Raw genomic sequence first — 20,559 nt, 5'->3', positions numbered from 1 at the left:
ACATTGGTCACCTTCTGCCAGGCCGGCCCACCGCTTGGAGTTCTTCTGACGCACCGTGTTCGTCAGTCGGTGGCGCCTTGCAGCGCAGCGCGGTCCGGTGCAAGCGCAGCGCCGAACTCGTTCGTCTCACCTGCAACGATCGCGGCGAGCACCTCTGCGCAGGCGGGGGCACTCGAGACGCCCCAGTCGTGCCCCACATTGAGATAGATCGAGTCGATCCGACCGACGATGGGCAGCTGGTCCGGGGTCTCACTGCCCAACCCAGCCCAAAGGCCGGTGACGCCATGGTCGGAGTACGAGGGATATCGCTCCGCGGCAAGTGCCGCCATGACGTTCGTCGACGCCAGGCTGATGTGCGGGTTGAGAGAGCCGCGCCCGTCAATGCTGTGGCCGACGTAGAGCGCTCCGGCGCGGTTCAGCATGGCGGTGTCGTTGTACGACTCGTAGGCCCCGTCGCCCTCTCCGCTCAGGGGCGTCGCGAACGCCTCCGGGTCGAAGTCCGCAAGCTCCACCAGCGCACCGCTTCCGTGGACACCCTGTGGGCCGTGAAGCAGTGGGGTGGTCCCAGTCTCCACCGGCTGCATCATGAGCTGTCCGATGCGGACCGTCTGGACCGGAACGTGGATGCCTTCAGAGATCAGGGTCTTGGCCCAGGCCCCGGTGGCCCAGACGACTCCCGAGGCGAGCACATCACCGCGCACCGTTCGGACACCGATCGCCTGGTCACGGTCACGCAGCGTCGTCAGGACGGCAGTGTTGCGGAACACGCGGACGCCGGCTCTGATACAGGCTGCCTCGATCGCCGAGATGAACTGCAAGGAGTCCACCTGCGCGTCGTCGGCGCAGAAGACAGCGCCGATCGCACTGCGTGGAAGGACTCTCGACTTCTTGGCCGCCGCGGCGTGGTCCAGCATCTCGATCTCCAGCCCGGCGGCGCGGCGGTCCTGCACGTAGGACTGCAGGACCGCACCCTGCTCTTCTGTCTCGAAGAAGAACAGGCCTCCTTCGCAGCGATAGTCGAAGACATCGCCGACGATGCTGACGTACTCCTCGTACTTCCTCTTCCCATGTCGGGCAAGGCCGAGCTCGAGGCCGGATCGCCTCGTCTGAAGCCACAGCGCGCCGGGGTTGCGGCCAGAGGCGCCGTATGCGGGGAACCGCTGTTCGACCACAACCACACCGAACCCACGCTGACGCAGCTCCCACGCGGTACACAACCCAGAGAGACCGGCACCGACCACCACGATGTCGGTGTTCGCGAGAACGCTATCGCTGCTCATCAAGGCTTCCTTCCCACAGTTCGGCCCCCTGTGCCCCGAGCGCCGTACTCCCTGCGATGTGTGGCGCCCACGCGGTGGGTGGCGCCGAGCGACGGTTCAGTCGTCAACGCCTTGCCACCGATAGTGAGCCATGCTCGAACGCTACGCACCAACGCGCACAAGCTCATTGTGAAGTTCACAACCGTACGCCATAGTGACTATGACATCTCCTAAGCAGGTACACGCCGGTTCGCCTAGGGTTGTGGGATCCCTCAACCCCACCCCAGTCCGGGAAGCACACCCTGATGACGCTCATGCCCCCTTCCCTCGGCGTGGTTCTCACCGAGCTCGGCCCGGAGGCCAAGGTGCTGGTGGAGCGAGAGGACTCGCTCGCCCTGCCGGTCGCCGGTGCGAGCATCTGGGCGGGGCGCGCGCTCGCACCGGACCCGCAGGTGATCCTGGTCGTGGCGAACGGAGAAGAAGGGGACGAGCTTCAGGCCTTGTTGTCGCGCTTGCCCGACGAGCCCCAGCGCATTCTGGTACTGACGTCACCGTCTCCCCTGCCGACGCCTGAGCTGCAGAGGCTGGCAGGGCGACACACGGTTCTCGAGGCGGGTGGAACGGTCGACCCGGCCGACGTCGTGCTCGCCGTCTCGCGGGCCGCAGGAGCGCCGGCCGAGAACGTCACACGACGTCTGGCGACTCTCCAACGCTCGCTGACGCAGGCGCTGGCGGCTTCGGAACCTCTCCCTGCCCTCCTGGGACGACTGCGCAGCGCCAGTAACGCGCACGTCGCTCTCGTGGACAAGCAGGGCCGGTCGCTCCACGCCACCGGGCCGGTCCCGCTATCCCTGCTGTTCGAGGAGATCTCGCGGACCGGGGCCGACAGCCAGATGCTCGACGTCGACGGCTGGAGGGGTGTTGCGGACAAGATTCACGATCCTGACCGGCCCGGCGAGTACATCGGCTGGCTGATCGTGACGAGTCGACGTTCGGATTTTCCGGACCAGTACTCCGCCGCCGCCGTACACGTTGCCGCGGCGCTTGTCGAAGCCTGCTACCGCATGACTCTTGTGGCACGCCAGCAGGAACGAGCGATCAAGGCGGCGGTTCTCGAAGAAGCCCTGGCGTTACGCAGGGTACCTGACGACCCAGATCTTGCCGGACGGGCCGCCAGCTTCGGCCTCAACGTCGCCGAAGGGGTCCGCATCGCCATCCTGAAGCCACTTCGCGCTGCACCGACCGCCCGGGGAGCCCCGGCTCTCGAGGCAACCGCCGAGGACCTGGCGCAGGCCCTACGAGATGCGTCGATCCCTCACCTCCTCAGCCGCCGCGAGCGACACCTCGTCGTGGCGGTGCAATGCTCACCGGCGATGTTGAAGCGGGCCGTTGTCGCCTCCCCTTCGATACCGAACACCCTCATTGGCGTCGGACGGGTCGCCCTGAGTATTGGAGAGATACCCCTGTCGCACGGTGATGCAAGGCTGGCGATACGGACGCTGCAACGCGGTCCCCGAGGGCCGCGGGTACTTGGCTATGAGGACTTCGACTTCGCCATGCGCCTGTTCTCGGAAGTCGGTGTGGAGCGCATGGGCGTCTGGGCGCGCGACTTCCTGCGTCCGCTCGTCGACCGCCCAGCACTACTGGAAGGGTTGAGCGCCTACTTCAGGCACAGCCAGAACATGAATGCCGCCGCGGACGCGCTCAGCATCCATCACAACTCACTGCGCTATCGGCTGGCGAAGATCGAGGAGCTCCTGAACGTCTCGCTGCGCGAGCCGGCGACCTTCTCTTCGCTCTTCTTGGCGTCCACTGCCCTCGAGCACGAGATGGGAACGACGAACGTCCCAACCGTGCGAGGCGCCGCAGAACGTCCGGTGGATGTCGATGCGCCGCATCAGTTCCATGGCTACTCGGACCCGTCGCTCGAGCAGCTCGGCGTGGTCCTGAGTCCCGAACGCCCCTAGCAGAGAGCGCCGCAGGAGCACCGGGTGCCCTGCGCTCGGGCGGCCTACGAGGGCTGGTACGCGTCGAACACCTCGGACAGTGTCGGGAACCACACTCCCGAGTGCGATGCGACGTGGTCGACGAACCGCTGGAGCATCACCAGATTGTGGGCACGTCCGATGGTCTGTGGGTGCAAGGTCCACGTCATCACTCCACCCGGGCAGCTCTCGTAGGCGAAGTCGAAGCTGTCGATCCACCGCGACAGCACGGCGTCGTTGCTTTGCATGAGCGGGCTGCCCTTGAACGACTCGAGCTCTGGAAAGTCGTCCAGTACCCACGAGACCGGCAGCTCCAGGACCTCGCTGGGAGGGCCGAAGCTATTGCCCTTCCGTAGGTCGAAGTCCACGACCATACGAGGATGGTAGGGCGTGAAGTCGCGGCCCATGAGCGATGAGTCCCAGTGGAACCCGAACTCGGCCAGCAGAGCCAGCGTGTGGTCGGTGATGTCGAGTGCCGGTGAACGGTAGCCGCGCGGCGGGCGCCCGACCAAGCGCTGGTGCTGCTCGACCTGCACCGCAAGAAGCTCACGCTCCTCGTCCAGCTGAAGCTTCGGGATGTACTCGTGGTAGACGCCGTGGGCCGCGACCTCGTGCCCGTCCGCCAGAACCCGCTCCAGCGCGTGCGGAAAGGTGAGCATGGTGTGGGTCGGGATGCACCAGGTGGTCGTGATGCCGTACCGGCGCAGGAGGTCCAGCAACCGGGGCGCCCCCACCTCTGCACCGAACTCGCCACGTGACATCAGCGACTGCGACTGCGACTGGAACGTGGCGAGCCAGACGCTCTGGGCGTCGAAGTCCGGGCTGAGACAGACTGCGAGCCGCTTTCCCTCCGGCATGGCGACGGTCATGCGGGCGTCACACTCTCCGCCACGGGAGTCCAGTCGGCTGCCCACCCCGCCAGAGCGCGATCCGCGTCGATGTCTCGGGTGCAGGCGGGGTCGTAGGCGACATCGGCTCGAGGCACGACCCGGATCCGCCTACCATCCGCAAGCTCCTCGGAGATGTGCGCAATCACGCCCGGCAGGGTCGACAGGATGGCCAGCCCGGTCCCTTCCTCGGGAGTGAAGCCGAGGCCCAGGAGGACGACTGCCAATACCCCGACGTCGTTGATGCAGATGTCCGCCTTGCCCGGGATGGCGGTGAATGACGCATGCACCGCTTCGTACGTGGCCCCCGCCTGTGGCCAGCAACCCTCGGCGGCGGCGACCTTCTTCAGGGCAGCAGCCCGCGGATCGACCCGCTTGAACACCGGATGCCCCAGGCCCGGGATCCGCTCCCCCTCGGCACGCAGGCGACGTACCTCTGCATCGGCAAACCGCCCGAGGTCCTCGCCAGAGTCCTGAAATCGCCGGTGCAGGTCCGCGACATACCGGCCCGTCCCTTCGGTCGCCAAGGTATGGGCGCCCACGGAGAGGCAGGCGGCAGCAAGCCCGGCAGGGACGCTCGGGTTCGCCGACACCGCGAACCGAGCGGCGACCGTCCCAGGTTTCTCGAGCCCGAAGTCCAGCACCGCGCTGAGCGCCGCATCGAGCGTGCGTACCTGTGACGGCGTCGGCAGCCGGCCGCGGATCAGCAGGTACGTAGCCGCGGTGAACGGCAGGCCGGCGCCAAGGATGGACTCGAGGTCGTACCCCCGAATCGAGACCTTGTCGTCGCTGACGGTGCTGACGTGCGTGGCCCAGTAGGGGGCGTCGTACATTGCCACCGTTGCCTCCTCGTTACCGTTGTCCGGTCAGCTCGTCGTGAACGGGTTCGGAGATCGCGCGGAGAGCATCTCCGCCACAGCACTCCGCTTGGTCTTGCCAGTGGTCGAGCTCACCGGAAGTGCCTCCACGGCGACGAAGTCGCTGGGGACCTTGTAGCCACTGAGCCGTGCCGCGACCTGCTCGCGCAGGACGCCGAGATCCAGCTGCGGTCGCCCGACGACTGCCGCGACCACTCGCTGGCCGTAGACGTCGTCCGGAAGCCCCACGACAGCTACGTCCTCGACGTCGTCGCACGTCCGGATCGTGTGCTCCACCTCGGCCGGCGAGATGTTGACGCCGCCGCGGATGATGAGGTCCGACAGGCGTCCGACGACGTGGACGTACCCCTCTTCATCGATCCGAAGGAGGTCCTTGGTGCGGTACCAGCCATCGTCCGTCAGCGCCTCGGCCGTCAGCTCAGGCTCTCGCCAGTAGCCGAGCATCAGACCCGGTCCGGAGGACAGGCCCTCCCCCACCACGCCTGGGGGAACGTCGCTTCCGTCCGGGCCGACGACCCTGAGTTTCGCCCGAGGCACCAGCTTGCCTGCCGAGCCGGGACGCGGCACGGGGTCCGTGGTCGGGTCGTAGGTGACGAGAGGGAGACACTCGGAGGCGCAGTAGGCGTCCAGGACAGAGACGCCGGTCAGATCCGCCCAGCGCTGGAACACTCCTTCGTTGCGAGCTTCGCCACCCGAGATGCACAGCCGCAGGGAGCTGGTGGAGAGGACCCGGGAACCAGCTTCCTCGAGATGCCGAACCAGCTTCGCGAAGGTCGCTGTGACACCGGCGACGAAGGTCGCCCTGTTGGCGGCGATAGCGTCAAGCAGCGGCTCGGGGCGAGCTCGCCGAACCACGACGACGGTCGCTCCGGAGAACAGCAGCGCCATCGAGGTGCTCGCCAGGCCATAGAGCCACGACATCGGGAGGCACACGACGCCGCAGTCCGCGGCGTCGAGGTGCCAGACCTCTGAGTAGGTCAGGGCACAGTTCACCAACGTGCGACCGCTTACCATGATGGCCTTGGGTCGGCTGGTGGTGCCGGACGAGAAGCAGATCAGCTCGAGCGGCTCCCGAAGATCTGCGGGGTTCGGGGTCGTGTCGAGTCTCACCGCTGTTGGCGCAAATGGCTCGATGTCCACCACCGGAACGTTCGGGGCGATGCGGCGGACAAGGCCATGGTCGACCTGCGGTCCGAGGACCACCAGGACCGGATCGCTGCACGTGAGCGCGTAGGCGAGGTCGTCATGGCCGCTCGACGGGTAGATCGTGACCAGGACACCACCCCCATCCCAGACGGCAAGGGCCGTAGCCAGGAACTGGATGGAGCTCTCCGCCACGAGAGCGACCCGATGGCCGGCCTGGAGCCCCGCCCGCCGCAGGGCGCTGGCACGACGCTCGACCTCATGCTGTAGCTGTTGGTACGTCAGCCTTACGTCTCCGTCGACGACCGCCACGCGATCCGCGTGGCGCCGCACCGAACGCCTGAACGCTGCCGCGCAGCTGTCCAAGATGGGATCGGCTCCGTCAACCATCATCCGCCGCACACCGCCCGTCAGGTCGCGGACCAGCCGCCATCAACGGCGATGACCTGGCCGTTGATGTAGCCGGCTGACTCCGAGGCGAGGAACACGACGAGGCCGGCGACCTCATCAGGGCCAGCCGAGCGCTTCGCCGGGATCAGGAAGTCCATGATCTCGGGCGACACACCGATGCCACGTTGCTGCGTGGGGACCATCTCGCCCAGAACCTCCTCGGAGGTGGCTCGCAGGCTGGTCCTGATGACGCCGGGGGCTACGACGTTGGCGGTGACGTTGTGCGGCCCCACATCGATGGCAAGGCGTCGGTTCATGCCTTCGATGCCGGCCTTCGATGCCACGTACGAGAGACCGTCTGCGGCGCCACGCTGACCTGCGACGGAGCCGATCGTGATGATCCGACCTGAGCCCTGTTCGATCATCCGCAGGGCCGCTGCCCGACAGCCGTGGAAGGCTCCGCCCAGGTTGATCCCGATGATCTTCTGCCATAGGTCGGGGGTCGTCTCCTGGACATCGGCATAGCCGTCGAACACGCCCGCGGAGTTCACCATGGCGTCCAGAACGCCATTGTGCTTGCTCGCTTCCTCGACGAAGGCGTCCACGGCCGCATAGTCGCTGACGTCGACGACCCGTACGTTGAGATTGTTCGGCTGGCCTAGGGCCTCAGCAGTGGCCTCCAGCCGGGCTTGGGAGATGTCGCTGGCGAAAACCTCGTAGCTCTCGTCCAGGAAGGCCTTCGTGATGGCTTGGCCGATGCCAGAGCCGGCTCCGGTGATCGCGACAGTGCGGGTGGTCACAAGGAAACTCCTGAGCTCGAGCTGCGTCGGTACATCACGAGGGCCGGAAACCGGCGGCTGCCTGGGTCGCGCCGCGGTCGGCAAAGTCCTCACGTCGGAACATCACCAACCACTGACCGTGCTGACAGACCTCGTCGTGCTGGTTCCTGACCTCCACATCGAAGGTCACGACCCCTCGGTCGGGTTTGGACCGCGAGGGCCTCACCTCGGCGACCGTCTGGACGACGCGGATCGTGTCGCCGATGCGGACCGGTCCGGACAGGCTCCAGTTCATCCCCAGGAACGCCAGCGCCGTCCCGTCCTTGAGGCCGAGGCGCGACTCCAGTCCGATGGCGACGGAGAAGACTCCAGGACCGTGAAAGATCCGTCCGCCGAAGGCAGTGCTGCGAGCGAACTCCTCGTCGGTATGCAGGGGGTTGTAGTCACCCGACCAGCCGGCGAACGTGACCAGGTCAGTCTCGGTGATCGTGCGAGCCGCCGTGACCCACCGTTGGCCGACGGTGAACTCGTCCAGGAAGAGTCCCCTGGCGTGTAGCGCTGTTTGCGCGTGCGAGGCGGTCATCTCAGGCACGTCCTTCCGCGACGTTGAAGATCCGGCGCCAGCGCTGGGTCAGGCGGTCGAGCAGGCGGCCCAGTAGGGAGCGACGGGGGCTGGCGTCCTCGCCGCTGACGACCTGGACGAACTGCGTGATGGTGTCAGCCAGGATCGTGCGGATCACTGGACCGCCCATCGCGGCGAGGCTGCCTTCGACACGAAGCTGCGCCTCGTAGCGCAGGAGCGCACCGCCATCGGCCCCCGAGGTCACGACCACGTCAGCATGGCCGTCGAGCTTCATCCTCATCTTCGGGTCCTCGCCGCGAAGCTGGACGCTCAGGGTCTTTGTGGCGGCGAGCGGCCTGATCGTCGCTTCGAGGTCCCAGTTCGCGGTGATCCCCATGACGGTGTTGGTCATGGTGGCTCGGTAGACGCCCTGGCCCATGTCGACGAGGGTGGCCGGGTCGAGGCCGGGGATGCAGGCAGCGACGAGGGGGACGTCATCGAGCCGCCTCCATGCCGTCTGAGGTGTCACCGGAAGCTCGAGAACATCTTCCAGTGCGACCTCCGCGCCCGGAGGCTTCTTCGCCGTGCGCTTGCTCCAGTCGGCGCGTCGAGTGCTGGTCATGCTTGGTCCATTTCTGTAGGTCAGCCGAGCGTGACTGAGCGAGATACGCCCTCGGTGATGACGGCACGGTCGTAGCGGAAGGGCTCCGCGTCGATCGACGGCTCCTGGCCGAGCACCAGGTCGGCCAGGACGCGACCGCTGCCAGGACCGACCGTTGCGCCGTAGGCATGTCCCGCGCCGATGAAGAGTCCGGGCAGCGAAGGGACCTTGGAGAGGACCGGCTTTCCGTCACCCGTCTGCGGCGCGATCCCGGCCCAGATCCGCTCGACCGGAAGGTGCTGCAGCGCCGGGATGTGGTCCCCAAGAACTGCGAACGTCTGCGCCATGCCTGCGACGGTGGGCTCCTGGGAGTCGTCGGGGCCGTCGACGAACTCGATCGGGCAGCCGAGCCAAAGGCGCCCATCGGCACGCTGGCACACCAGCTCCAGCAGGCCGACCTCCGGCATGATGTGCTGCAGGGGGTGCAGAACGAGATCGTCGTCGTATCCCGGAAGCTCCCGGACGAACGCGTACTCGTGGAACAGGCTCGGGCCGTATACCGCGACGTCGAAGCGGGTGTCCTCGACCGGTGCGGTCTGCGCCATCTGCATCCGTAGATGGACCAGATGGAACGGCAGCCCCGCCTTGGCGAGCAGCTGGGAGGTCCAGGAGCCGGTGCAGACCGCGACCGCGTCCGCCGTGAGCAGGCCCTCGCTGGTATCGACCCCGACGCAGCGGCCGTCGCGGAGCTCGAGGCCGAGCCCGTCCGCGAAGACGACGTTGGCGCCTTCCTTCACTGCCGCGGCGACGAGCGCCTCGGTGAACTTGCCGGGATGGATGTAGCAGTCGCTCTTGGAGTGGATGGCACCCACGACGTCCTCGGGAAGCAGCGGACAGAGCTCGCGGGCACGGTCGCCGTCGACGATCTCCATCGGCAGCCCGTCCGCCGTGCGGCGTGCGACGAAGCCGTCGATCAACGGGAGCTGGTCCTCGTAGTAGAACACCACCGCACCGTTGGCCTGGAACTCGAAGTCGTCAATCTCGTCGGCCAGCTGCGGATAGAGGCTGCGTGAGAGCTGCGCCAGCTCCAGCTCCGCTCCCGGAGCCCGGCTCAGCATCGAGATGTAGCCGGCGTTGCGGCCGGAGGCGCCCCAGCCGATCGAGTGCTGGTCGACCAGTGTCACGCTCACGCCCTCGCGCGCCAGGTACAGGGCCGTCGAGGCACCGATGATCCCAGCGCCGACGATGATGACACTCTCCGGCCGAGTGACCGACTGGGCACTCGATGCGTTGACCGACATCTTGGTCACGTCCTTACTGCATTGTGATGGTGAAGCCAGGAGGGAAAGCTGCTGCGGCGACGCCGGAGAGCTGGGGTCAGGTCGACGCTCGGCTGCGTCCCAACCCACACGGACAGCATGGGGCTGGATCGACCACAGCCGCATCGTCCGAATTATCGTGGATCGGCCAGATCATCGTCATTTTGCCAACCTGGGTGCCGATCTACCGCGATCGCGCACCAGCGCTTCGGCCACAGGCTCGGGAAGCGGTCGCGATGTCGCGGATACGGGATCGACGTTGACGTAGGTCAGGGTCAGCTCCGCCAGCCTGCTGTGGTCACGCCATACCTCCATGGCCAGCACAAAGCTCGACGTACCGACCCGCACACAGGTCGCCGAGACCGACAGGTCGTCCTCGAAACGCGCTGGCGCCATGAACGTGAGGTCCGCGCGGACGACGGACGGGTCAGCGCCGGCCGCCACGAGGGCGAGGTAGGGGAACCCCAGAGCGCGAAAGTACTCGGTCATCGCGACATCGGCGAGCTCGAGGAAGCGACTGTTGAAGAGGAACCCCTGGGCATCCGCCTCGTGGTACCGGACTCGGTGGCGGTAGACGACCCTCGCGCTGGGCGCCGCGCCCGCTTCGTAGGCCGTCGCGTCACCCCGGAGCAGGGCGTCCGGCTCGTCGATCCGGTTGTCGACCATCGCTTTCACGTCTCTCTCCACAATGGCTTGAGCGAGCTAGCCGAGATCCGTGACCTCCAGTAGCTGCTCGAGGGCATCTCCGTACTCGTTGAGCATCCGTTCGATCTCGCGCTTGACGGTGGTGTGCCCCTTCATGTCCCCCACGACCTGCCCGACGGCGTAGGTCCAGTAGTCCAGGTCCTTCGCTCTTTCCGCGCGCTTGTAGGAGTAGCCGTTCAAGATCGACTGCATGGGCCACGTGAGCGGAGCCGGTGAGTCTGAGGCGCGCCACGTCTCCACATACTTGGTGCGCAGCATGCGGCCCTGCTTGCCGGTCATGACGTTGGCCAGGACGGCGTCGTCCGAGCTGGCAGCGAAGAGCTTCTCGCGTGCCTCGAGACTGAGCTCACTCTCGGCGGTGCCGAGCCACAGAGAGCCGAGCCACACCCCTTGGCAGCCCATCGAAAGTGCGGCGAGGATCTGCGACCCTCGCGAGATGCCGCCCGCGGCCAGCACAGGGACGCCGGCGGCGGCCTCCACGACCTGCGGCCACAACACCATCGAGGCGACGTCACCGACACTGCCGCCCGCCTCGGTGCCCTGGGCGACCAGCACGTCGACTCCGGCCTCGACCTGCTTGGCTGCGTGCCGCCCCGTGCCCACGAGCGCCCCCACCTGGACGTTGCGGGCGTGTGCGTCCTTGACGACCCAGTCCGGAGTCAAGCCCAGAGCACCCACGATGAGGCTCACCGAAGGACGAGCCAGGGTGACGTCGAGCTGGTCGCGGCTCTTCTTGTTGGTCATGGCCATCTTCCGGGCGTTCTCGGCCATGTACTCATCGCGGTCTTCAGGTGTGAGGTCACTGAGTCCACCGTCGTCCAGCATGTGCTGTACGAAGCTCAGGTACTCAGCAGGGATCGACGCGAGGTACTCCTCAGGAGACTTCTCGTCGCCTCCGGTGCCGGGAAAGACCAGGTCCACGCCGAACGGCTTGCCGTTCACCTCGTTCTCGAGCCACTCGATCGACATGTCGAGCTCCTCAGGAGTCATCCATGCCGCTCCGAGAACGCCCATGCCGCCAGCGTTCGTCACGGCGGCAATGACGTCCCGGCAGTGCGAGAACGCAAAGATGGGGAGCTCGATGCCGAGGCTCTCGGCGACTTTGGACTTCATCGTGAATCTTGTCCCTCAGAGTTGGTATGGCATCGAGTAGCTCGAGCCCTGGCTTGACGTGAAGCGGTCGGCCGCGGTGCAACCGCTCGTGGGTCGCTCCGGCACGGCCTTTCACGCAAGGTTAGAAGCACCCTGTTCGCCTGCCCATTGGGACAATCGCGAAACATCTGGCAGTCAGACAGAAGTTTTCACAGACCGAAGCATCGACTGGTCATGGAACCACGACCAGCTTTCCCACGTGCGCCCGCTTGAGCAGCTGCTCCTGTGCCATCCGCAGATCCTCAAGTGGGTAGGCCGCGTCAAGCAAGGGACGTAGAAGGCCCTCTTCGATGAGGTGCACCAGACGTCGGAACGTGTCCGCGGTCGGGTTCGTGATGCCGTACATCTCGAGGTCCTTATAGATGAGGTCCCGGAGGTCCATTGCCGCCATGGGTCCTCCGATAGCCCCAGAACTGGTGTACCGGCCACCGCGACGCAGGACTTTCAGCACCGGGCCGAAGAGGCTTCCGCCGACCACGTCGGCGACGACATCAACACCGCGCTCGCCCACCAGGTGTTCCACGGAGGCTCGCAGATCGCCCTCGTCCCTGGCAACGAAATGGTGGACGCCGAGGGCCTCGAGCCGTTGCTGCTTCGACCGGCTTGCGACAGCGACAACCTGGGCACCGCGCACCAGCGCCAGCTGGATGAGCGCCGTTCCCACTCCACCTCCCGCGCCGGTGACCAGGATCGTCTCACCGGCCGCGAGGGCTGCGCGCGAGAGCATCTCCTCGGCGGTGTCGTACGAACAGGGGAAGGTCGCCAGCTCCGCGTCGGTCAGCGAAGTCTCGACGGCATGGGCGTTCACCGAAGGAACGGCGACGAACTCCGCGAACCCGCCATCCCGCTCACTGCCCAGATACTCGACGAGCTGAGCTCGTCGCGGAAGCGAAGGATCCCGGACGGAGGGGTCCACCAGGACCCGCTGCCCGATCCTCGACGGTTCCACGCTCCCGCCCACTGCAGTGATCACGCCTGCCACGGCGGCGCCCTGGATCCGAGGGAACGTCACGGTGCTCTTGTTCCACGACGCAGCGGCCCCGTCGTCCCGACCGTGAAGTCCCAGCTCTTCCGTGACGCTCGACTCGACCTTGGAGTCGTACCACCCGGTTCGCGTGTTGATGTCAGTGTTGTTGAGACCGCAGGCTCCGACACGCACGACGACCTCGTCGTGACCCGGCTGCGGTGTCGGAACATCGTCCCGGGCGACAAGGCGGTCGATGCCACCATGACCGGTGAGAACGACAGCCCGCATCCGAGTAGGGACCACAACATCAGTCTGCACTTGTCGACCTTCGCCTCGTGTGGAGTCGTACGCCGCGCCTCAAGGCGCAAGCTCCGGCTTCACCATGACGTGCTTGAACTGCGAGTACTCGTCCAGGCCATGGCCCGAGAGCTCCTTGCCGTAGCCCGAGTCCCGGAAGCCGCCGAACGGCATCTCCGACGCGGTGAAGATCTGCTGGTTCACCCACACCGTTCCGAAGTCCAGCTCGCGGGTGAACCGCATCGTCCGCGCCAGGTTGGTGGTCCACACGCTCGCCGAGAGGCCGTAGTCGACACCGTTCGCCATGGCCAGCATTTCGTCGTCGTTGCGGCCGCGCTGGACCGTCACGACGGGCCCGAAGACCTCCCTTTGGATGATCTCCGAGCTCTGCTCGATGTCAGTGACGACGGTCGGCGCGTAGTACCAGCCTGCGCGCGGCAGGCGCTCGCCGCCCGTTCGGACGACCGCCCCATAGCCACGGGCTCGCTCGACGAAGCCGGCAACGCGCTCCAGCTGCCGTTCCGAGATGAGCGGGCCCATCGTCGTCTCTACGTCGCCGGGGTCCCCTACCGCGATCCTGTGCACCTCGGCGACGTAGGCATCCAGGAACTCGTCGTATGCGCGGTCTTCGACGATGATGCGGCAGGCCGCCGTGCAGTCCTGGCCACTGTTCGCGTAGCTGAACTCGACCAGGTCTCGCGCTGTCTGGGCCACGGGGCTGTCGGCGAACACCAGAACTGGCGCCTTGCCTCCCAGCTCCAAGCTGGCCCGCTTCAACGTCGCAGCGGCGCTGGCCGCGACCGCCTTTCCGGTCGATACGTCGCCGGTCAGTGCTACCAGGCGGACCTTCGGGTGCTCGACGATCGCCCTTCCTGCATTCGCATCGCCCAGCACCAGGTTCACCACACCTGGTGGCAGGAAGCGATTCATGAGGTCGACCAGCCTGATCGTCGTCTCCGGCGTCAGCTCGGACGGTTTGATCACCACGGCATTGCCGGCGGCTATGGCCGGCGCCAGCTTCCAGGTTGCCATCAGCAGCGGGTAGTTCCACGGGGTGATCAGCCCGACGACGCCGAGCGGTTCACGTCGGAGCCACGACGTGCTCCCGTTGGCATACTCACCGGCCGCAGGGGCGTGGGAAACACGCGCTGCGCCGGCACTGAACCGGATCACGTCCCACACCCACGGCATCTCGTCTCGCGCATGCGTGATCGGCTTGCCTACATTCTCAGACTCGATCCGCGCGAACTCCTCCGCCTCCTGCTCGATCGCGTCAGCGATCTTGAGGAGGATCTCCGCACGGTCCACCGGCGGCGTCCGGCCCCAGTCCGTCCTGGCGGCATACGCTCGCATGACGGCGTCGTGGACGTCCTCCGTGGACGCGTTGCGATACGTCGCGATGGGACGCTCAGTCGCGGGGTTGATCACCACCGAGATGTCCGCGTCCGCCGGCGTACCCAGCCAGTCCTGCGCCGTGTGTCCGGTCGTGGTGGGGGTGCTCATGTTCCTTCTCCGTTCTTCGGTTCGAACCAACCCGAGGCGCTCTGGGCGGTCTCGGGAAGCATCAGGGCGGTGGGCCATAAGAGCGGCCAACTCGGCATCCAACGCGGGTGCTCGCCATCTCAGGCGTCCCCGCACGTGTCATGAGACCTCGGCCGGGCGGTAGAAGTCGACATGTTGAGGGGCCAGCGGCTCGTTCCCGAGGATGAGGTCCGCGGCTCTTTCGGCGATCATCATGACGGGCGCGTAGAGGTTCGCGTTCGGGATGCGGGGCATGACAGAGGCGTCGACCACCCGCAGGCCGTCGACACCATGGACACGCATCGTCTGCGGGTCGACCACGGCGTGCTCGTCAGTGCCCATCTTGCAGGTCCCGCAGGGGTGGTATGTGGTCTCGGCATCGCGCGCGACCCACTCCAGAATCTCCTGCTCGGTCTTGACCTGCGGTCCCGGGGAGAGCTCGCCACCGTTGTACGGCGCGAATGCGGGCTGGTTGAGGAGCTCGCGAGTGAGCTGGACACCCTCGACCCAGTCGCGACGGTCCCGCTCGGTGGACAGGTAGTTGAACGTGAGTACCGGGGCCTGGAACGGGTCGTTGGCACGGAGCCTCACGTGCCCGACCGACTCGGGCTGCTGCGGACCCAGGTTGATCTGGTACGAATGCGGCGTAGGCGCCGCAGTTCCGTCGTTCCTGACGCCGAGTGGAAGCATCGTCAACATCTGGTTGGGCATGGGGGCGTCGTCGTTCGAACGGATGAAGCCGCCGGCCTCGAAGTGGTTGGTCGCTGCCGGTCCGCTTCGCCGAGTGAGCCACTTGAGGCCGGTGCTGGGCCACGTCCGCTTGCGGAGGATGCCCGCCATGGAGACCGGCTGGGTGCAGGCGTACATGACGAAGGCCTCCAGATGGTCCTGCAGGTTCTCGCCGACGCCCGGCAGGTCCTCGACGACCTCGATACCGAGCTTGCTCAGCTCCGGCGCGTTGCCCACACCGGAGAGCTGCAGCAGCTGTGGTGAGTTGAACGCGCCACCGGCCAGGATGACCTCGCCGCCGCGAACCACGGTCGTGCCCTCACGCCTCGAGCGGAGCTCCACACCGATCGCGCGCTTGCCCTCGAAGACCACCCGGCTCACGAGCGCGCCCGTCATCACCTCAAGGTTCTTCCGGTGCCGGACCGGAGCGATGTAGGTGCGTGCGGCGTCATAGCGCTCGCCGTTCTCGATGTTCGAGTCGAACGGACCGAAGCCCTCTTGGCGATAGCCGTTGACATCCTCGACCACCTCGTGGCCGGCCTGGCTCGCCGCCTCGAACAAGGCCCCGAACAGGGGGTTCTCGACCTTGTGGCGGTGAACCGGAATCGGCCCTGACCGTCCGCGGTAGAGCCCGGTCGGATCGGTGCCCACGAAGCGCTCGATGCGCTTGAAGTAGGGAAGGGTGTGGGCGTAGTCCCACGACTCCATGCCGGGCGCCTGGCCCCAGCTTTCGTAGACGAGGGGGTTGGCACGCTGGAAGAACATGCCGTTCATGCAGCTGCTGCCTCCCATGAGCCTGCCGCGGTAGTGCTCGATCTGCCGGTTCCCCAGCATCGGCTCCGGCTCGGACCTGTAGCGCCAGTCGTAGAAGCGGTTGCCCATGACGAAGAGGAACGCGGCCGGCACGCGCACCGGATAGTCGAACCGGGAATAGCGGTGGCCGGCCTCCAGGACGAGGACTCGGGCCTGCCCATCAGCTGTCAGGCGGTTCGCCAGCACACAGCCCGCTGAACCGCCACCGACGATGATGTAGTCGTAGCTGCGCTCCATAAGTGGCATCTTTCCGTTCCTCGTGGCGGCCAGCCGATCGATCGCGCGGCCTGCTGGAATGCTGACTCGCGACTACCCTGACCGGCCGAACTGCAGATCTCCACTGTGAATTTGCCGAAGGAACGCGCCCCGCCTAGGTAGTCGCGCCCATCACACCTCGCGGCACGGGCGCCTTAGCGGCGCGCACGACGGGGACACTCGACGTCCCATTTCGGGACAACTTGCCCCGGTCGGACCGTCATGACGCGCGTCGACGCCGTTGCGTCTGACCACTGCACGATCGTACGCTGGTGAAATACCAGCAGCCGCCCGGCGACGTGGTAATCACGCCACTGGCCCGGCTCAGAGAGGCCTCCCCACACTGGGCGAACCCGCAGCACCGGTGGATTGCGGGCCACAGCCGCCAGGATCGCGAAGGCTCGAGCGAGCAAGCGTCCTGGCCGTAGACCCGCACGAAAGGGAAACCGGAGTGGACACCAAAACGATCCCCACTGTCGCCGAACACGGGACGGGACCCCGCCTCCACGGGAACCTCGGCACCCTGGAGCTCTTCTTCAGCATCATGGCCTACAACGCACCCCTGGTCGTGGTCATCGGCGTCATCCCCGTGATGCTGATCGTCGGGAACGGCATCGGAACGCCGCTCGTATTCGTGATCTCCGGCGTGATCCTCGCCGCGTTCGCCGACGGCTTCATCCGCATGTCGAAGAGGCTTCCTCGTCCGGGCGCCTTCTACTCCTTCATCACCGCCGGCCTGGGACGAGAGATCGGCCTCGGCTCGGGTCTCATCATGCTCGCGGCGTACTTCGCGGTCGCGGCGGGCACGGTCGCGTTCGGAGGCATCGTCCTGGGCGCGCTCGTGACCGACACCCTCCACGGGCCGAAGGCCCCATGGTACGTGTGGGGCGCGGTCTTCTGGCTGCTGACCGCCATCTTCGGATATCTGCGCATCGACTTCTCGGCCAAGCTGACCACCATCCTGCTGTTCTGCGAACTGGTCGTCGTCGCGGTGTTCGACCTCGGTGTGGTGCTCCACGGCGGCGGTCCTGGAGGGCTGAGTACCGCGCCGCTCTCTCCCAGCCACATTTTCAACGGGTCATTCCCCATCGGCATGCTGTTCGCTATGGGCATGTTCGGCGGCTTCGAGGTCGCCGTGCTGTTCCGCGACGAGGTACGCAACCCGGACCGCACCATCCCGCAGGCGACGTATGGCGTGATCGCTGCCGCCGGGATCGTGTACACGGTGACGGCTTGGCTCTTCATCAGCTCCCTGGGCGTCGACCATGCTGTCGCGACAGCCGCCGCTGACCCGGAAGGGGCGATCCACGCGAGCATCAGCCAGTTCAGCGGCAAGTTCACCGCGGACGCCGCCCACGCTCTCGTCAACACCAGCTCATTCGCCGTCCTGCTGACCGCCCACAACGTCGCGGCGCGCTACGCGTTCAACCTGAGCGCTGACGGCATCCTTCCTCGCGCCTTGTCCGGCATACACAGGCGTCAGGGCTCGCCGCATGTCGCCTCCCTGTGGGTGACCATCGCAACGGCGCTCATCTTCGTTCCGATCGTCGCCCTGCACATCGACCCGTACGCGTTCTACGCCGCGATCCTGGGAATCGCGTCGATCGCGGCCTTGATCGTCTTCTTCGCGAGCAATGCAGCCGTGATGCGCTACATGCGTTCGGTCGGCACGCGAGAGACGGCACTTCACCGGATTGTCCTGCCGGTTCTCGCGGCGCTCGGACTCGGCACGACGCTCGTGCTCGGCGTGAAGAACTTCAAGGTTCTCACCGGTGGTTCCGACGCGCTCTCGAACTGGCTCCTCGTCGTTATCGTCGCGATCTTCGGGGCGGGTGTCCTCATGGCGATGGTGTACCGCAGGTCGCGGCCGGACGTGTACCAGCGCATCGGGCGTCAGTGAGGCCGGAAGCCAGCGGACCGGCAGCCCGTCCATCGCCGGAAGGACGGTCCATCAGGTCACGTCACCTGACGCACTTCGGCGTCCTCGAGGCCACCTCGACCGGCGAGTCACTCCGCGATGTGACGGGCTGGGCGGGAGACCCCGACCCCAGGCTCATCATCAACAACGTGGCGAGCAGCCAGCATCATCCCACCCGGGTCCGACGCCCTGCGGTACGACAGGGTTGGCTCGAAGGCGGGCCGGGCGGTGGTGGACGCGGCAGTGAGCCGTTCGTCGAGGTCAGCTGGGGCGAAGCCCTGGATCTCGTGAGTGCCGAGCTGCGGCGGGTCTACACCGCGTACGGCTCCTCCGCTGTCTACGGAGACTCCTATGGCTGGTCGAGCGCGGGTCGCTTCCACCACGGCCAGAGCCAGCTCCACCGGTTCCTGAACTGCCTGGGCGGCTACGTGTCAGCCGTGGGTGACTACAGCTACGGAACCTCGGGAGCGCTACTGCCCCATGTGCTCGGAAGCTCGCCCGCGCACGTGATGGAAGGCGCTACGACGTGGGAGGTCATCTGCGCCAACACCGAGCTGTTCCTCTCGTTCGGCGGTCTCTCCGAGAAGAACTCGGCGGTGGGGCCGGGCGGCATCGCCAGGCACGGGAACCGCTCGGAGGTGGGCCGTGCCCGTGCTGCGGGCTGTCACTTCGTCGACATCACGCCGATTCAGGATGACACGTTCGCCGAGGCAGGCGTCGAGTGGATAGCACCGCGGCCCGGCTCCGACGCCGCACTGATGCTAGGTCTCGCGTACACCGTCGATGCCGAGGGCGCCGCAGACCGCCAGTTCTTGGACGAGTACACCGTCGGGTACGACCGCTTCATCGCCTACGTCCGCGGGGAGTCCGACGGTGTGCCCAAGTCGCCCGAATGGGCCGCCGCTATCACGGAGGTTCCCGCCTCCACCATCACAGACCTGGCCCGTCGTATGGCCCGGTCGCGCACCATGATCAACGTCAGCTGGTCCATGCAGCGCCAGCATCACGGGGAGCAGCCGATCTGGCTGGGGGTCACCCTTGCCGCAATGCTGGGCCAGATCGGCCTCCCCGGCGGCGGGTTCCAACACGGTTACGGTTCCTCGGCTGATGTCGGGCTGGCACGGCGCGTCGTCAGCCCACCCCGGCTGCCGCAGGGCCGCAACCGCGAGTCGAGCTACATCCCGGTCGCCCGCATCGCCGACATGCTGCTGAACCCGGGAAGCGTCATCCCGTTCAACGGAACGGAAGTGACCTTTCCCCGCATCGACCTCGTCTACTGGGTCGGTGGCAACCCGTTCCACCACCACCAGGATCTCGCCAAGCTGCACCGCGCCTTCCAGACCCCGTCGACGGTCGTCGTGCATGAGCAGTTCTGGACGAGTACCGCGCGCCACGCAGACATCGTTCTGCCTGCCACGATGACGATCGAGCGCAACGACTTCGGCGCGGGTCGTAACGACCCCTACTTCTTCCCCATGCCGGCGTTGACCGCACCCGTGGGCGAGGCGCGTGACGACTACGCCATCTTCTCCGCCCTGGAGGAGCGCCTGGGACTCGACCAGTCATTCACTGAAGGGCGGTCCGCGGACCAGTGGCTCGACCACCTGTACACCGACTGGAGGGCCCACCTCGCCGAGCTCGGCCATGACGTCCCCGACTTCGCCCAGTTCATGAAGTCGGAGTACATCAAGATCCCGGTGAAGGACCGGCACCAGGTGCTGCACGCCGAGTTCAGGTCCGATCCGGTGGAGAGTCCCCTGGCAACGCCTTCCGGACGCATCGAGATCTCGTCCGACGTGATCGAGTCCTTCGGCTACGACGACTGTCCTGGCCACCCCGTCTGGCTCGAACCGTACGAGTGGCTGGGCCAGCGGGACAAGCGGTATCCCTTGCACCTCATCTCCAACCAGCCCAAGACACGTCTGCACAGCCAGCTCGATGTCGGCGAGACGAGCCAGAGGAGCAAGATCAGCGGTCGAGAGCCGGCTCGCATGAGTCCTGCCGACGCGGATGCTCGGGGACTTTCAACAGGTGACGTGGTCGTCATTCGCAACGAGCGAGGCGCCTGTCTGGCAGGCCTGGTCGTCTCCGAGGCGCTCCGTGCCGGCGTAGTACAGCTCTCCACCGGCGCCTGGTACGACCCCGATCCGAACGACCCCTCATTCTGCCGACACGGGAACCCCAATGTGCTGACGGCGGACCTGCCCTCGTCGGCGCTCTCGCAGGGCACCACTGCTCAGCATGCACTCGTCGAGGTCGAGCGCTGGGAGGGCCCGCTTCCCCCCATCTCCGTCGACAAGCCGCCGCGGTTCACCGAGCGACGTCCGGCGAGAAGCGCTCACGGATCTGAACCTGGGGGAACACCCGCAGACCGCGTCATTCGAGACCGTACAGATTGA

The 20,559-nt window shown here is 66.5% G+C and carries 16 protein-coding genes; 3 read left to right on the top strand and 13 right to left on the bottom strand.

Going from position 1 to position 20,559, the window contains the following annotated elements; genetic code table 11:
- Positions 1–62 precede the first annotated feature (62 nt).
- Complete coding sequence (locus tag PHA84_RS10095) at positions 63–1,280, bottom strand: NAD(P)/FAD-dependent oxidoreductase (RefSeq protein ID WP_270887976.1); 1,218 nt, start codon at positions 1,278–1,280, stop codon at positions 63–65.
- 284 nt (positions 1,281–1,564) lie between these two features.
- On the opposite strand from PHA84_RS10095, the gene PHA84_RS10090 reads away from it, so the two are divergent.
- Positions 1,565–3,226, top strand: a complete 1,662-nt coding sequence (locus PHA84_RS10090; RefSeq protein WP_270887975.1) for a PucR family transcriptional regulator — start codon at positions 1,565–1,567, stop codon at positions 3,224–3,226.
- Between the two features lie 44 nt (positions 3,227–3,270).
- Here PHA84_RS10090 and PHA84_RS10085 read toward each other — a convergent pair whose 3' ends face one another.
- From PHA84_RS10085 to PHA84_RS10030, 12 genes are all read right to left on the bottom strand, one after another.
- The gene (locus PHA84_RS10085) at positions 3,271–4,113 is read right to left on the bottom strand and encodes a polysaccharide deacetylase family protein (RefSeq protein ID WP_270887974.1); all 843 of its coding nucleotides are present in this window, start codon (positions 4,111–4,113) and stop codon (positions 3,271–3,273) included.
- The gene (locus PHA84_RS10080; RefSeq protein ID WP_270888337.1) at positions 4,110–4,964 is read right to left on the bottom strand and encodes a citryl-CoA lyase; all 855 of its coding nucleotides are present in this window, start codon (positions 4,962–4,964) and stop codon (positions 4,110–4,112) included. The genes PHA84_RS10085 and PHA84_RS10080 overlap by 4 nt, the downstream gene beginning before the upstream one ends.
- A gap of 33 nt (positions 4,965–4,997) precedes the next feature.
- A complete protein-coding gene (locus PHA84_RS10075; RefSeq protein ID WP_270888336.1) occupies positions 4,998–6,542 on the bottom strand; it encodes a class I adenylate-forming enzyme family protein in 1,545 nt (514 codons plus the stop codon).
- Positions 6,543–6,562: 20 nt separating this feature from the next.
- The gene (locus tag PHA84_RS10070) at positions 6,563–7,342 is read right to left on the bottom strand and encodes an SDR family NAD(P)-dependent oxidoreductase (protein WP_270887973.1); all 780 of its coding nucleotides are present in this window, start codon (positions 7,340–7,342) and stop codon (positions 6,563–6,565) included.
- A 34-nt stretch (positions 7,343–7,376) separates the two neighbouring features.
- On the bottom strand, positions 7,377–7,904 hold the full coding sequence (locus PHA84_RS10065; RefSeq protein ID WP_270887972.1) for a MaoC/PaaZ C-terminal domain-containing protein: 528 nt from the start codon (positions 7,902–7,904) through the stop codon (positions 7,377–7,379).
- Between the two features lies 1 nt (position 7,905).
- Positions 7,906–8,505, bottom strand: a complete 600-nt coding sequence (locus tag PHA84_RS10060; protein ID WP_270887971.1) for a CoxG family protein — start codon at positions 8,503–8,505, stop codon at positions 7,906–7,908.
- A 20-nt stretch (positions 8,506–8,525) separates the two neighbouring features.
- Positions 8,526–9,785 (bottom strand): NAD(P)/FAD-dependent oxidoreductase, encoded by a 1,260-nt coding sequence (locus PHA84_RS10055; protein ID WP_270888335.1) that lies wholly within the window; start codon positions 9,783–9,785, stop codon positions 8,526–8,528.
- 177 nt (positions 9,786–9,962) lie between these two features.
- Positions 9,963–10,469: an acyl-CoA thioesterase gene (locus PHA84_RS10050; protein WP_270888334.1), complete on the bottom strand. Its 507-nt coding sequence runs from the start codon at positions 10,467–10,469 to the stop codon at positions 9,963–9,965.
- A gap of 36 nt (positions 10,470–10,505) precedes the next feature.
- Positions 10,506–11,621: a nitronate monooxygenase gene (locus tag PHA84_RS10045; RefSeq protein WP_270887970.1), complete on the bottom strand. Its 1,116-nt coding sequence runs from the start codon at positions 11,619–11,621 to the stop codon at positions 10,506–10,508.
- Between the two features lie 211 nt (positions 11,622–11,832).
- The gene (locus PHA84_RS10040; protein WP_270887969.1) at positions 11,833–12,930 is read right to left on the bottom strand and encodes a zinc-binding dehydrogenase; all 1,098 of its coding nucleotides are present in this window, start codon (positions 12,928–12,930) and stop codon (positions 11,833–11,835) included.
- Positions 12,931–12,984: 54 nt separating this feature from the next.
- A complete protein-coding gene (locus PHA84_RS10035) occupies positions 12,985–14,427 on the bottom strand; it encodes an aldehyde dehydrogenase family protein (protein ID WP_270887968.1) in 1,443 nt (480 codons plus the stop codon).
- A 138-nt stretch (positions 14,428–14,565) separates the two neighbouring features.
- Positions 14,566–16,233 carry a choline dehydrogenase gene (locus PHA84_RS10030; protein WP_270887967.1) on the bottom strand — a complete coding sequence of 556 codons (1,668 nt, stop codon included), beginning with the start codon at positions 16,231–16,233 and terminating at the stop codon, positions 14,566–14,568.
- Between the two features lie 460 nt (positions 16,234–16,693).
- On the opposite strand from PHA84_RS10030, the gene PHA84_RS10025 reads away from it, so the two are divergent.
- Together PHA84_RS10025 and PHA84_RS10020 are read left to right on the top strand one after the other, a co-directional pair.
- Positions 16,694–18,142, top strand: a complete 1,449-nt coding sequence (locus PHA84_RS10025; RefSeq protein ID WP_270887966.1) for an APC family permease — start codon at positions 16,694–16,696, stop codon at positions 18,140–18,142.
- Positions 18,143–18,261: 119 nt separating this feature from the next.
- Positions 18,262–20,559 carry a molybdopterin-dependent oxidoreductase gene (locus tag PHA84_RS10020; protein WP_270887965.1) on the top strand — a complete coding sequence of 766 codons (2,298 nt, stop codon included), beginning with the start codon at positions 18,262–18,264 and terminating at the stop codon, positions 20,557–20,559.

The sequence above is a fragment of the Pedococcus sp. 5OH_020 genome (assembly GCF_027812955.1).
In the GTDB taxonomy this organism is placed as follows: domain Bacteria; phylum Actinomycetota; class Actinomycetes; order Actinomycetales; family Dermatophilaceae; genus Pedococcus.
The sequence above is the reverse complement of the archived record's forward strand: the minus strand, read 5'-3'. Positions and strand labels throughout refer to the sequence as shown.

Bases quoted from the DNA above. Each gene is read 5' to 3' on its own strand.
- PHA84_RS10060 (WP_270887971.1), bottom strand. From the start codon at position 8,505: ATGACCAGCACTCGACGCGCCGACTGGAGCAAGCGCACGGCGAAGAAG.
- PHA84_RS10085 (WP_270887974.1), bottom strand. From the start codon at position 4,113: ATGACCGTCGCCATGCCGGAGGGAAAGCGGCTCGCAGTCTGTCTCAGC.
- PHA84_RS10095 (WP_270887976.1), bottom strand. From the start codon at position 1,280: ATGAGCAGCGATAGCGTTCTCGCGAACACCGACATCGTGGTGGTCGGT.
- PHA84_RS10050 (WP_270888334.1), bottom strand. From the start codon at position 10,469: ATGGTCGACAACCGGATCGACGAGCCGGACGCCCTGCTCCGGGGTGAC.
- PHA84_RS10055 (WP_270888335.1), bottom strand. From the start codon at position 9,785: ATGTCGGTCAACGCATCGAGTGCCCAGTCGGTCACTCGGCCGGAGAGT.
- PHA84_RS10045 (WP_270887970.1), bottom strand. From the start codon at position 11,621: ATGAAGTCCAAAGTCGCCGAGAGCCTCGGCATCGAGCTCCCCATCTTT.
- PHA84_RS10065 (WP_270887972.1), bottom strand. From the start codon at position 7,904: ATGACCGCCTCGCACGCGCAAACAGCGCTACACGCCAGGGGACTCTTC.
- PHA84_RS10030 (WP_270887967.1), bottom strand. From the start codon at position 16,233: ATGCCACTTATGGAGCGCAGCTACGACTACATCATCGTCGGTGGCGGT.
- PHA84_RS10075 (WP_270888336.1), bottom strand. From the start codon at position 6,542: ATGGTTGACGGAGCCGATCCCATCTTGGACAGCTGCGCGGCAGCGTTC.
- PHA84_RS10080 (WP_270888337.1), bottom strand. From the start codon at position 4,964: ATGTACGACGCCCCCTACTGGGCCACGCACGTCAGCACCGTCAGCGAC.
- PHA84_RS10090 (WP_270887975.1), top strand. From the start codon at position 1,565: ATGACGCTCATGCCCCCTTCCCTCGGCGTGGTTCTCACCGAGCTCGGC.
- PHA84_RS10035 (WP_270887968.1), bottom strand. From the start codon at position 14,427: ATGAGCACCCCCACCACGACCGGACACACGGCGCAGGACTGGCTGGGT.